Origin of the sequence: Sphingomonas sp. H160509 (genome assembly GCF_024124765.2) — a bacterium.
Lineage (GTDB): Bacteria > Pseudomonadota > Alphaproteobacteria > Sphingomonadales > Sphingomonadaceae > Sphingomonas.
In genome coordinates this window covers 2,534,784-2,547,090 of record NZ_JAMXSR020000002.1, presented here as the reverse complement: position 1 = coordinate 2,547,090, position 12,307 = coordinate 2,534,784, and the positions used below count along the sequence as shown (strand labels likewise).

Here is a 12,307-nt window from a genome sequence, read left to right as displayed (position 1 = left end):
CGTAAACCAATCGGCCGACCCACCCCCGACCCCCTCCCTTCCAGGGAGGGGAGCAGGAGAACGATCATCCACCTCCGCCCCGTCCAGTTCGTCGACACCCCGATCGGCCACGAAGACAACAGCGTCGCGCGCCTGGCCGGCGGCCTGCAATGGTTCGCCGCCTACGAAGTGATCGAAGGCCGCACCCGCCGGACGATCCCCGTCGCCGATGTCGCCACGCTGGGCGACCGCTCCGCGCACCTCCACGCCGCCATCACCAGCCCCCGCGCCGCACTCCAACTCGGCGAACGCACGCTTCGTTTCGACCAGCCGATCGTCGCAGGCATCCTCAACGTTACCCCCGACAGCTTCTCCGACGGCGGCAAGCATGTCGACGACCCCGCCGCCGCCGCAGCAGCCGGTATAGACATGGCCGCCGCCGGCGCGACGCTGGTCGACGTCGGCGGCGAATCGACCCGCCCCGGCGCCCCCGCGGTATGGGAAGGCGACGAGATCGCGCGTCTGGTCCCCGTCGTCGAGCGCCTTGCCCGAGCCGGCGCGATCGTCTCGGTCGACACGCGCAAGGCCGCGGTGATGGAGGCGACGCTCGCTGCCGGCGCGCACATCGTCAACGACGTCGCCGCACTCCTATGGGATGACCGCGCGCTGGACGTGGTCGCAAAAAGCGGCTGCCCGGTCGTCCTGATGCACTCGCCCGATCCGAAAAAGGGCGGTCACGGCACCGGCGACTACACCAACGTCCTGACCGACGTCTTCGACTGGCTCGAAGCCCGCATCGCTGCTGTCGTCGCGGGTGGCGTCGAGCGGTCGCGGATTATGGTCGATCCCGGCATCGGCTTCGGCAAGACGCTCGCCGAGAACCTCGCGCTGCTCAACGGCCTCGCGATCTTCCACGGGCTCGGCTGCCCGATCATGCTCGGCGCCAGCCGCAAGCGTCTGATCGGCGCGCTATCGAACGAAGCGCCGGTCGACCAGCGCCTCGCTGGTTCGCTCGCGCTGGCACTCAAGGGCGCCGAGGCCGGCGTCCAGATCCTGCGCGTCCACGACGTCGCAGAGACGGTGCAGGCGGTAAAGATCTGGCGAGGTCTGCGCGATCAGTCGCTCGTTGGCGGCTAAGCGGGGCGGCTGATCGTCGCTGCGTTGCAGCGAAACGTCTCTTCGCGCATTAAACGCCCAGTAAACAAGGGAGCTTTCGTTTGATCGTCACTGCAACACCGCGCCTCAGTCAAATCTTGAGCGAAGTCTGGCGCCCGCTGCTGGGTCTTTTCGTCTGGGACGTCGTCGTCACGATCACCTATTACGTTCTGCCGTTTCATGCGCCGGCACTGCCCCTGACGCTGTTCGGTACCGCGCTGGCGCTGTTCCTCGGCTTCCGCGACAACTCCGCGTATCAGCGCTGGTGGGAAAGCCGCGGGCTGTGGGGCCTGATGATCAATGCCTCGCGCAATTTGGCGCGAATGGCGCGCAACATGCTGCCAGAGCCCGAGGGCCACGATATGAAGCGGACGATCGTCCTCCGCCAGATCGCCTACGTGAACGCATTGCGCTGCCAGTTGCGCAAACAGCCAGCACCGCCCGAGGTGCTGCGCTTCCTGTCGAAGGAAGAGGCGTCGTTCGCTCTCGATCGCACCAATATCGCCAATGGCCTGCTCGACGGCACCGGCCGCCGGATTGACATTGCGCGCCGCAACGGCTGGATCGACACCATCCAGCAGACGCAGTTCGAGGCGATCCTCGTCGATATTGCCAACGCGCAGGGTGGCATGGAGCGTATCAAGAACACGCCGCTGCCAAACCAGTATCGCTTTTTCCCCAGCATCTTCACGCGGCTGTTCTGCATCCTATTGCCAATCGGCCTGGTAGAGACGCTTGGGTTCGCGACGCCGATCGGCTCGACGATCGCCGGGTTGATGTTTCTCGCCGTGCTGCAGATCGGTGACGATCTGGTCGATCCGTTCGCAGACACGATCCACGACGTCCCGCTGAACGCAATGTGCCGAACGATCGAGATCGACCTACTCCAGGCGATCGGGGACGAGGCACCAGAGCCGTTGCAGCCGGTCCGCGGCGTGTTGTGGTAGGAAAGACAGGGGGTCGGCGCTATGGAGCGTCGACCTCCTCTACAGGACGGCTGCCCCATTGGGCACGTTGAAGAAGATAAGACCGGATTACGCAAAGTCCGTTCCGGACAGTCGTAGAGCGAAACACACCGCCGACTTCAGTGCGTGACCCCGTGGGTGTTCCCGGGACGATCCGCCCGTACGCAGCTATCCTGTAATCGGAAAGATATTGAACGGTCTTGCCGGTGAATCTTCGGAAAGGCGAATGCAAAGTCATTGGCCGTAGATTGCTGTTCACCAGCGAAAACGCGTTCAGCTCAGATACCCGACGGGTCCGGCGCGGTGTCCGTTTCAGTTGCCGTTTGTGGCGTTGGCATGACGACCGGCGCCGGTTGCGGCTGTCCCGCCTGGCCAATCAATGCCGTGTTCTCGATCAGGTCGAGCGCTTGGCGGGCGACGACATAGCGTCGTGCCGCGTCGATCCAGTTGCCGGCCTGGGCTGCGCCGGGGAGGCGAGCGACTTCGGCGCGGGCCGCCTCGACCTGGCCGGCACCAAGCAGTCGCCGCGCGCGGGCGAGGCGGTCGGCGGGCATCGGCGAGGGCGTTCCCGCCTTGCGCAAGACCACCAGTGAATCGATCTGGTGCTGGATCGTGTCGAGCCAGTTCTCGCCGGTCGAACTCGTGATGTCCGGCGCGATCGCATCGAGCCCCTGGCGCAAATCCTCGAGCGTCACCGGCTGGCGCGCCGCCTGGATCAGCAGCATCGTCGCGCGCGGCTGGGCCTGCCCGAACCGCAGGCGCAATTGCTCCTCCAGATAGCCAAGCCCGACCCCACGATCGAGTGCCCGCCGCGCGGCGAAACGCGACCAGCAGGCCTTCGGCGCGCGTCGCCTGCCCACCGGCAGCCGCCGCGTCGGTGGTGATCGCTGCGGTGCGTGCCTCGAGCGCGGTCAACTGGCCCGCCAGCGTCGCCTCGCGGGTTGCCAGCACGGCGGTGTCGACCGGCGCGGCCGCCTGGGGCTGGCCATCCGGACCGAGCGGTTGCGACGGGATATATCCGGAATTGCTCGCGCCGGCTTTCTGGCCCGCGACGGGTGCGCCAGCGGTGGTCGACGCCGTGGCGCCGAACCAGGGCAGCTTCCTCGCGGCATAAGCCATAAGCCCGAGCCCGGCGATAAACGCGAGCGCGGTGAGGGCGATGATAACGCCCATTCTGGGTCCGCGTGCCCGTGGGCGATCGGTCGGCACATGGTCGCTCATGGCGTGCTTATCCCCGCCGCGCACCGGATGGTCAATCGCGCGTATGTTCGCACGAGCAGCAGCCAGCGCGACGAGCGCGGGATCGCTCGGTTGCGGGGCGATCGCGACGGTCGCCCAGCCAGTTCCGGCCGCTTCGGCGACGGCTGCACTGATCGCGGCGATCTCGATTCCGGACCGGTCGATGCCCACCGTATCGAGCATAGCCTTCAACCGGGTCGCGGCGCGTTCGGAGTGCAGCAGCACGACGGTATCGGCGAACGACTGCGCCACCGTAGCGTCGATCGGCACATCATCGCTCGCGTAGACCGTAATGGCCTCGATCCCGTCTCCGGTCGGGGCACGATCCCGCCCGGCCAAATGCAACAGGCGCGCAAAACCGCGATCGCGCGCCTCGGAAACGGCGTCGCGGGCATCGCCCGATCCCGTCACCGCGACCGCAAAGCCCGCGTCCGTTGCCGCCGCCGCCGTCGCTGCGCCGACGGCGACCACCGGCAGGCGCTTCAACGCGTCCAGTCCCGTGCCGCCGTGCCGTACCGCGTTCGCGCTGGTCAGCAACAGCCCGTCGAACTCTGCCGGATCCGGTACGCTCCAGTCGACCGGCGTTACGGCGAACAGCGGATCCTGCCGTACGTCGAGCCCGAGCGCCCGCAGCGCCGCCGCAGTCCGCGCATTGCCGGGCTCCGGCCGCACGACGACGACCGCGTGAGGTGATGTCATGCCGCGAACAACCGACGGACGCTGGCTGGCGCGCGCGTGAGAAGGTCTACCGCCAGCATCGTACCCAGGTCTTCACCCGCGCCGCCCTCGATCGATCCGGCGACGTCGCACGTCCCGTCCTCGGCGATCAGCTCGGCGCGCAACGTCAGCGTCTCGCCGCCGCCAGCGACGCGAGCGCCGCGACCGGCGAGTGGCAATCCGCGCCGAGCCGGGCCAGCAACGCGCGCTCGGTCAGCACGCACAGGCTGGTGTCGGCATGGTCGATCGCGGCGACGATCGCGTGCGCGGCACTACCGTCGAGAACCTCGATCCCGACCGCGCCCTGCGCCGGTGCGGGCAGCATGATGTCGGTCGGGATCGCATGGCCGTCGTCGCGCCCGAGGCGATCGAGCCCCGCGGCGGCGAGCAGCGTGGCGTCCATCTCGCCGCTCGCGACCCGGCCGAGCCGCGTATCGACGTTGCCGCGGATCAGCACGATCTCCAGGTCCGGCCGCAGCCGCAGCATCTGCGCGCGGCGTCGCGGCGAACTCGTGCCGACGACGGCGCCCGGGCGGAGGTCGGCGAAGGTCTCCGCACCGATCAGTCGATCGCGCACGTCGGCGCGCGGCAGCATTGCGGCGATCCTCAGCGTGTGCGGCCGGATCGTCTCGACGTCCTTCATCGAATGGACCGCGCAGTCTATGTCGCCGTCGTGCAGCGCACGATCGAGCTCCCTGGTCCACAGTGCCTTGCCGCCGATCTCGGCGAGCGCGCGATCCTGCACGCGGTCGCCCGTCGTTCGGATCACGACCGTCTCGACCATGTCGGGCGACCAGCCATGCGCCGCGCACAGGGCATCGCGGACCAGGCCTGCCTGGGTGAGCGCCAGCGGCGAACCGCGCGTACCGAGCCGAAATACTGTCATGCTGGGTGCCATGCAGAAAGGGGCCCCCTTCGACAAGCTTCACGCAGGCCTATACAGACACGCGATGATCATTCTCGGCATCGAATCTTCCTGCGACGAAACCGCCGCCGCGCTCGTCACCGGCGACCGGCAGGTCCTCGCACACCGGCTGCTTGGGCAGGAAGCGGCGCACGCACCGTTCGGCGGCGTCGTCCCCGAAATCGCCGCGCGCGCGCATGTCGAGGCGCTGGAGCCGCTAATCGTCGCGGCGCTGGCCGATGCGAAGCTGACGCTGGCCGACGTCGATGCGATCGCCGCGACCGCGGGGCCGGGGCTGATCGGCGGGGTCATGGTCGGGCTCGTTACCGGCAAGGCTCTCGCGCACGCCGCGGGCAAGCCTTTGATCGCAGTGAATCATCTCGAGGGTCACGCTCTGTCGCCGCGGCTGTCGGATCCGGACCTGGAGTTTCCCTATCTGCTGCTGCTCGTATCGGGCGGGCATTGCCAGTTGCTGCTGGTCGAGGGTGTTGGAGCGTATCGCCGCCTCGCCACGACGATCGACGACGCGGCGGGCGAGGCGTTCGACAAGACCGCCAAGCTCTTGGGCTTGGGCTTCCCCGGTGGCCCCTGCCGTCGAGCGCGCCGCGGCGTTGGGAGATCCCAAGGCCGTCCCCCTGCCGCGCCCCCCTAAAGGGCTCGGCCGAACCGCATTTCTCGTTCGCCGGCTTGAAAAGTGCGGTCGCGCGCGTGGTCGGCCAATATTCGCCCGAGGATATCGCCGCCTCGTTCCAGGCGGCGGTGGTCGACTGCCTAATCGACCGCACGACCAAGGCGCTACGGACCTCGCACGGCGCTACTGCGCTCGTCGTCGCCGGCGGAGTCGCGGCCAACACCGCGGTTCGTACTGCGTTGCAAGGGCTCGCTAGCGTCCACGGTCTCCGTTTAGTCGCGCCGCCCTTGTGGCTGTGCACCGACAACGCCGCGATGATCGGCTGGGCGGGGGCCGAGCGTTTTGCTGCCGGCCTTACCGATCCGCTCGACGTCGCCGCCCGCCCGCGCTGGCCGCTCGATCCGAATGCCGAAGCGGTGCGTGGTGCGGGGGGTGAAGGCATGAAGATCGGTGTCATCGGTGGCGGGGCGTGGGGCACTGCACTGGCACAAGTCGCGGCGCATGGCGGCCGGGACGTGATTCTATGGGCGCGCGAGGGCGCGGTGGTCGAGTCGATCAACGCCGCCCATGAGAATACGCTTTTCCTTGCAGGCGTTTCGCTGTCGCCGACGATCCGCGCGACCGACGACCTCGCCGCGCTGGCCGACATGGATGCGATCCTCGTCGTCGCGCCGGCCCAGCACGTTGGCAGCGTCCTCGCCGCCGCCCCGATCGGCCGCATACCGCTCGTCCTGTGTGCGAAGGGGATCGAGGCGGGGAGCAAGCGGCTCGTTGGCGAAGTCGCTCGCGCGGTTCACCCCCGCGCGCCGATCGCCGTTCTCTCGGGGCCGACCTTCGCGTACGAAGTCGCTGCCGGACTGCCGACCGCGGTGACGCTTGCCTGCGAGGATGCGGAACTCGGCGAGCGGCTCGCGACACGCCTCGCGGCGCGGCATTTCCGCACCTACGCCTCGACCGACGTCGCTGGCGCGGAGATCGGTGGCGCGGTGAAGAACGTGCTCGCGATCGGTTGCGGCGTGGTCGAGGGGGCAGGGCTCGGCCAGAACGCGCGGGCGGCCTTGATAGCGCGCGGGTTCGCCGAGATGACGCGGTTCGGCCTGGCACGCGGCGCGCGGGCGGAGACGCTGGCGGGGCTTTCCGGGCTGGGCGATCTCGTGCTCACCTGCTCCTCGACGAGTTCGCGCAACTTCTCGCTGGGGGGTCGGCCTCGGGCGTGGCGATTCGGCGGCAACCTTGCTGGCGGACCGCCGGACCGTCGCGGAAGGCGCCTTTACCGCGCCTGTCCTCCGCGAAGCCGCACGCGACGCGCCCGTCGACATGCCGATCACCGAAGCCGTCTGCCGTCTGCTGGAGGGCGCGCCGGTGAGCGACGTCATCGGCGACCTGCTCGCCCGGCCGCTGAAGGGCGAGGCGGGCTGACCGGCAGGCAATCCGCGAATGGGCTTGCCTCGTTCGCGGATTGTTCTATTTCCGGCGCATGCTCGACATGCCGCCGGACTCCTGCATCGACAAACCTGGATCGCCTCCCGATGCGGTAATGTGCGCTGCCGACGTGGCGCGCGGCGTGATCCGGATGTTGCTGCGCCACGACCTCACCGCGATGACCGAAGTGCCGCTAGACGGGGGCCGCCGCGCCGACCTGATGGCGGTGGATGCGCGTGGCCAGATCGTGATCGTCGAGATTAAGGTGTCGCGCGCCGATCTGCTAGGCGATGGGAAGTGGCCGGATTATCTCGGCCATTGCGACCGGTATTTCTGGGCAGTCCCGGCTGGATTCGACGTCGGGCCCCTGAACGGGCCTGCGTTCCTGCCGGAGCGGACGGGGATCATCGTGGCGGATCGCTATGATGCGGCGATCGTGCGGGAGGCGCATACCGTGCCGCTGCCGGCGCATGTGCGGAAGCGGTGTACGCTCGCGTTCGCCCGGCGCGCGGCACGGCGGCTGATCGCGCAGATGGACCCGGATGCGGACGGGCTGGCGTTCTGAGTCCAGGGCGTCTGTCTTCCCCCCCTCCCTGGAAGGGAGGGGTCGGGGGTGGGTCGGTTTCCGTATCGCGCTACGGTCGCGTCACAAGCGGGCCAACCCACCCCCAGCCCCTCCCTTCCAGAGAGGGGAGCCTGTCGTGGTCCTGGCGGCGTTGGCGACCGTAACTCCAGCTTAGAACTTCGGGCCCGAAACCGCCTTGCGCACCTTCTTCGGCGCATCTTCCAGCAGCTTGCTCACGATCGGGTTGCGTCCATCCTGCTTGGCATAGGCGCGGGCGGACATGCCCGCCATGATGTCCGCCTGGTCGGGGTCGGCGTTCTCGGCCAGCAGCACCCGGATCATGCCCACGTCGCGGCGCTGCACCGCGCGGATCAACGGTGTCTCGCCTGCCGAATTGGCCAGGTTCGGGTTCGCCCCCCGCCGCGGTCAGGATCGGGATCATGTTCGTCTGGCCCAGCGTCACGGCCAGCAGCAGCGGCGTGTTACCCTTGCCGTCGCGCAGGTTCGCATCCGCGCCTTTCTGCAGCAGGAACCGCAGATACACCTCGTCGCTGCGCTTGATGACGATGTGCAGCGCGCCCTCCCCGCTAGTCACGTCGCGAGTGTTGATGATGTTGCTGCCGGGCTTACCGAGCATCTCCAGCACGTCGTTGTTCTTCGCATCGCGCACCGCGGACAGGAACTTGTAGCCCTCCGACTGGCCTTGCGCGAACGCGGGCGCCGCGACGCAGGCGAGCGCAGGCGTCAGGAGGGTAGCGGCGAGCATCAGGCGGATACGCATCGAGAGACTTCCTTGGTTCGTCCTGGATATCGGTGACGCTTGCGCCGCAGTAGCGAACAGATCAAGGCTGGCGGGACCATGACCCTCCGTTTCCTCCTCTTGCGCGCTCGCACTGCCCGGCTTGGCGCTGTCCGCGTGCAACTCATCCCAGCCCCCCGCCAAGCCGCCGCTCGAAGGCGCGCGGATCGGTGGCGCGTTCACCCTGACGGACCAGAACGGGCAGACCGTCACCGAACAGGCGTTCGCGGGCAAATACCGGATCATGTATTTCGGCTACACCTTCTGTCCCGATGTATGTCCGACGGATGTCCAGGCGATCGGCGCTGCGGTGAAAAAGCTCGAATCGAGCGATCCCGAGCTGGCCGCGAAGATCGTGCCGGTGTTCGTGACCGTCGATCCGGCACGCGATACGCCCGCGGTACTCAAGCAGTTCGTCTCCGCCTTCCACCCGCGGATGGTCGGCCTCACCGGCACCGACGCGCAGATCGCCAAGATCAAGACCGAGTACGCGGTCTATTCCAGCAAGGGCGACGCCTCCCCCGGCGGCGGCTACCTCGTAAACCATTCGCGCCAGGCCTATCTGATGGACCCTGACGGCAAGCCTCTCGCTTTGCTGCCACAGGAACAAGGGCCCGACGCAGTGGTGACGGAAATCAAGCGCTGGGCCCGGTGAGCGCGCGCTTCTGGGAAGATACGCCGATCGACCAGCTCGACCGCGGCCAGTGGGAAGCGTTGTGCGACGGCTGCGGCAAATGCTGCATCCACAAGCTCGAGGACGAGGATACCGGCGAACTCGTCGCCACCAACGTCTCGTGCCGCCTGCTCGACCGCCGCAGCGGGCAATGCTCGGATTACCGCCACCGCCACGCCTATGTCCCCGAATGCGTGCGGCTGACGACCGGTAACGTCCGCGGGATCGACTGGCTGCCCTCGACCTGCGCCTACCGCCTGCGCGCTGCCGGCGAGCAACTGCCCGAATGGCACTACCTTGTCTGCGGCGACCGCGAGGCCGTCCACCGCGCCAAGCAATCGGTGCGCGGCTGGACGATCAGCGAGGACGAGGCGGGCGAGCTCGAATACCACGTGATCGATCGCGAGCTGTAAGAGGTGATCGAGGGCCTGGAGATCGTCCGTCACCCGCGCGCACGCCGCGCGCGCCTGTCGATCGATCCCGCGAGTGGCCGGGCTAGGCTGGTCCTACCCAAGCGTGCGGCGTTGAAGCAGGCGCTGGCCTGGGCCGAGGACAAGGCGGGCTGGATCGCCGAACAGCGCGCGTTGCTTCCGTCGCCCCGCCCGTTCGTGCCCGGTGCGGTCCTCACCGTCGCCGACGAGTCGCTGACGATCGAGTGGGCACCCGGAAGTCGCCGAACCGTGGTTCGCGAGGGGCTCGGTCCTGTCGCTGTCAGGCCCCCCCGAAACGATCGCGCGCCGCGTCGAGGCATGGCTCAAACGCACCGCGCTCGCCGTACTGGAGACCGAGACCACCGAATACGCCGCCAAGGCCAAGGTCAGTGTCGCCCAGGTCGCGGTCGGCGATGCCAAGGGCCGCTGGGGCAGCTGCGCGGCGAGCGGCGTCATCCGCTACAGCTGGCGGCTAATCCTCGCGCCGAGCTGGGTCCGCCGCGCCACCGTCGCGCACGAAGTCGCACACCGCGTCCACATGAACCACGCGCCGGTCTTCCACGCGCTGGTCGAGCAACTCTACGGCGAAGACCCCACACCCGCGCGCGTCTGGCTAAGGACGCACGGCGCGGGCCTTCACTGGTTCGGACGCTCTTCCTGATCGCTCTGGAAGCGCTGCGTCTGCACCTGATCGCGGGGCACATCGCGTTGGAGCGGTTGCCGCCCAGCCGGTGACGGCTCGCGCCGCTCACGCCCGATCACGCGGTCGATCCAGTCCTGGTTCATCTGCTGCTGGGGCGGCGCCGGCGTTTCGGGCTGATCCGCATCGGGCCGCGGAATAGTATCGCCGGTCTGCGCGTCGGTAGGCACCGGCGGCGGGCCCTGCTCGATCGGATTGCCGTCCGCATCGACCGCCATCTGGCCATTGTCGGGCTGGCCGAAATAGCTCTCCTCGTCTGGCTCGAGCTGCCACTCGGGTAGCGTCACCTTGGTATCGAACTGCTCGATCGGGCGGTTGGCCGTCGCCGGCTTCATGAACGCCGCCCAAGCCTTTGCCGGCGCGGTGCCGCCGTGCAGGCCGGCGATCGGCTTGGCATCGTCGCGCCCCATCCACACGCCGGTGGTGATCCCGCTGGAGAAGCCGAGGAACCAGCCGTCCTTCGACGCGGTGGTGGTGCCGGTCTTGCCCGCGACCGGCCGACCGATCTGCGCCGCGCGACCGGTGCCGGTGTTGACCGCGGTCTGCAACAGGTCGGTCATTTCGGCGGCAACATAGGGCGCGACCAGCACATGGCTGCGGTCGACCTCATGCGTGTAGATCGTCTGGCCATTCGCCGTGACGCGCGTGATCCCGTACGGCGTCACCGCCACACCCCTTGCTCGCGACCGACGCGAACGCGCGCGTCATGTCGATCACGCGGACTTCCGACGTGCCTAGCACCATGGACGGATGGACGTTGACCGGCGTGGTGATGCCGAACCGCCGCGCCATGTCGGCGACCGTGGCGAAGCCGACCTCCTGCCCGAGCTTGGCGGCGACGGTGTTGAGCGAATAGGCGAACGCGGTGCGCAACGAGATCGCGCCGGAGTTGCGCCGCGAATCGTTGCGCGGGCTCCAGCCGTTGATCGTGACGGGTTCGTCGACGATCGAATCCTCCGGCTTGTGACCCGCCTCCAGCGCGGCGAGGTATACGAACAGCTTGAACGACGAGCCCGGCTGGCGAACCGCCTGCGTCGCACGGTTGTAGATCGACGAGACGTAATCCTTGCCGCCGACCATCGCCCGCACTTCACCGCCACGATCGAGCGCGACCAGCGCGCCCCTGTGCGCCGGGTGGGGCATTTGCGCGGATCGCGTCGTCCGCTTGGCGCTGCATCGTCAGGTCGAGCGTCGTCCAGACTTCAAGCGGTTCGGTCGTCTCGTCGATCAGCGTATCGAGCTGTGGCAGTGCCCAGTCGGTGAAATACCGGACGCTGTTCTGCTTGGGCTCGGGCGCGAGTTTCAGCCCGGACACGTCCGCATCGGCAGCCTCGGACGCGGTGATCGCACCGGTTTCCTGCATCGTCTCCAGCACGACACCGGCTCGGCCCATCGCGGCCTCGGCATCAGCGGTCGGCGAGTAGTTGGACGGTGCCTTGACCAGCCCGGCGATGACCGCCGCCTCGGCGAGGCTCAGATGATCCGCGCCGTGGCCGAAGAACTTCCGGCTTGCGGCGTCGATCCCGTAGGCACCGCCGCCATAATAAACCTTGTTCAGATAGAGTTCGAGGATCTGGTCCTTGGTGAACTTCCATTCGAGCGCGAACGCCAGGATGCCCTCGCGGAATTTGCGGCCGAACTTCTTCTGGTTGTTGAGGAAGACGGTACGCGCCAGCTGCTGCGTGATCGTCGAGCCGCCTTGCGTCCAGTGGCCGCGATCGAACCGTACCTTCACGGAGCGCGCGATGCCGACCGGATCGACGCCGATATGCGAGCGGAAGCGGCGATCCTCGACCGAGACGGTCGCGTCGCGCATCACCTTGGGGATCTGGCCGTAAGGCAGCCACTCGCCGAAGCTCGGCCCCATCGACACGATCACGGTGCCATCGGCGGCATGGACGCGGATCATCTGGCCGTTGGGAGAGGACTTCAGGCTGTCGAAACTCGGAAGCTGCGACATCGCGATATACACCGCGATCGCCAGCGCACCGAGCGCGAGGACGCCGATCCCGACCATGACCTGAAGAAAGACGACCAGCCGCCGCCGCCAGCGTGACGCCGGGGGAGTTGGGGACCGACGGGACGGGGGAGCAGAACGCGTACGAGCCATGTGGCCGCAGAATTACG

General features: G+C 68.0%; 7 protein-coding genes and 5 pseudogenes. 8 read left to right on the top strand and 4 right to left on the bottom strand.

The window, feature by feature from the left end:
• Positions 1 to 66 precede the first annotated feature (66 nt).
• A complete protein-coding gene (gene folP, locus NHF48_RS14195; RefSeq protein ID WP_253072436.1) occupies positions 67 to 1,116 on the top strand; it encodes a dihydropteroate synthase in 1,050 nt (349 codons plus the stop codon).
• A gap of 80 nt (positions 1,117 to 1,196) precedes the next feature.
• A complete protein-coding gene (locus tag NHF48_RS14190) occupies positions 1,197 to 2,081 on the top strand; it encodes a bestrophin family protein (RefSeq protein WP_056064245.1) in 885 nt (294 codons plus the stop codon).
• A gap of 330 nt (positions 2,082 to 2,411) precedes the next feature.
• Here the strand turns inward: NHF48_RS14190 and NHF48_RS14185 are convergent, their stop codons facing one another.
• On the bottom strand, positions 2,412 to 4,037 hold the full coding sequence (locus NHF48_RS14185) for a uroporphyrinogen-III synthase (RefSeq protein ID WP_253071469.1): 1,626 nt from the start codon (positions 4,035 to 4,037) through the stop codon (positions 2,412 to 2,414).
• A pseudogene (gene hemC, locus NHF48_RS14180) lies at positions 4,034 to 4,941 on the bottom strand (hydroxymethylbilane synthase). Before hemC ends, NHF48_RS14185 begins: the two are co-directional and overlap by 4 nt.
• A 64-nt stretch (positions 4,942 to 5,005) precedes the next feature.
• On the opposite strand from hemC, the pseudogene tsaD reads away from it, so the two are divergent.
• From tsaD to NHF48_RS14165, 3 genes and pseudogenes are all read left to right on the top strand, one after another.
• Positions 5,006 to 6,021, top strand: a pseudogene (gene tsaD / locus NHF48_RS14175) (tRNA (adenosine(37)-N6)-threonylcarbamoyltransferase complex transferase subunit TsaD); the annotation flags it as partial.
• A gap of 9 nt (positions 6,022 to 6,030) precedes the next feature.
• Positions 6,031 to 7,009, top strand: a pseudogene (locus NHF48_RS14170) (NAD(P)H-dependent glycerol-3-phosphate dehydrogenase).
• 118 nt (positions 7,010 to 7,127) lie between these two features.
• A complete protein-coding gene (locus NHF48_RS14165) occupies positions 7,128 to 7,577 on the top strand; it encodes an MmcB family DNA repair protein (RefSeq protein WP_253072435.1) in 450 nt (149 codons plus the stop codon).
• Between the two features lie 70 nt (positions 7,578 to 7,647).
• On the opposite strand, the gene NHF48_RS26025 is transcribed toward NHF48_RS14165, so the two are convergent.
• On the bottom strand, positions 7,648 to 8,358 hold the full coding sequence (locus tag NHF48_RS26025) for an ankyrin repeat domain-containing protein (protein WP_446741158.1): 711 nt from the start codon (positions 8,356 to 8,358) through the stop codon (positions 7,648 to 7,650).
• Positions 8,359 to 8,479: 121 nt separating this feature from the next.
• Between NHF48_RS26025 and NHF48_RS14155 the strand changes: the two genes are divergently transcribed.
• The 3 genes and pseudogenes from NHF48_RS14155 to NHF48_RS26020 all read left to right on the top strand — a co-directional run bounded on the left by NHF48_RS14155 (position 8,480) and on the right by NHF48_RS26020 (position 10,141).
• The gene (locus NHF48_RS14155) at positions 8,480 to 9,031 is read left to right on the top strand and encodes an SCO family protein (protein ID WP_253071468.1); all 552 of its coding nucleotides are present in this window, start codon (positions 8,480 to 8,482) and stop codon (positions 9,029 to 9,031) included.
• Complete coding sequence (locus tag NHF48_RS14150; RefSeq protein WP_133020171.1) at positions 9,028 to 9,462, top strand: YcgN family cysteine cluster protein; 435 nt, start codon at positions 9,028 to 9,030, stop codon at positions 9,460 to 9,462. Before NHF48_RS14155 ends, NHF48_RS14150 begins: the two co-directional genes overlap by 4 nt.
• A 3-nt stretch (positions 9,463 to 9,465) precedes the next feature.
• Positions 9,466 to 10,141 (top strand): annotated as a pseudogene (locus NHF48_RS26020) (M48 family metallopeptidase).
• Here the strand turns inward: NHF48_RS26020 and NHF48_RS14140 are convergent.
• Positions 10,117 to 12,290: pseudogene (locus NHF48_RS14140) on the bottom strand (PBP1A family penicillin-binding protein). The pseudogenes NHF48_RS26020 and NHF48_RS14140 sit on opposite strands and share 25 nt — an antisense overlap.
• Positions 12,291 to 12,307: the final 17 nt, after the last annotated feature.

What these genes read in the sequence shown, in the direction of transcription:
- NHF48_RS14185 (WP_253071469.1), bottom strand. Translation starts at nt 4,037, where the DNA reads ATGACATCACCTCACGCGGTCGTCGTCGTGCGGCCGGAGCCCGGCAAT.
- NHF48_RS14165 (WP_253072435.1), top strand. Translation starts at nt 7,128, where the DNA reads ATGTGCGCTGCCGACGTGGCGCGCGGCGTGATCCGGATGTTGCTGCGC.
- NHF48_RS26025 (WP_446741158.1), bottom strand. Translation starts at nt 8,358, where the DNA reads ATGCGTATCCGCCTGATGCTCGCCGCTACCCTCCTGACGCCTGCGCTC.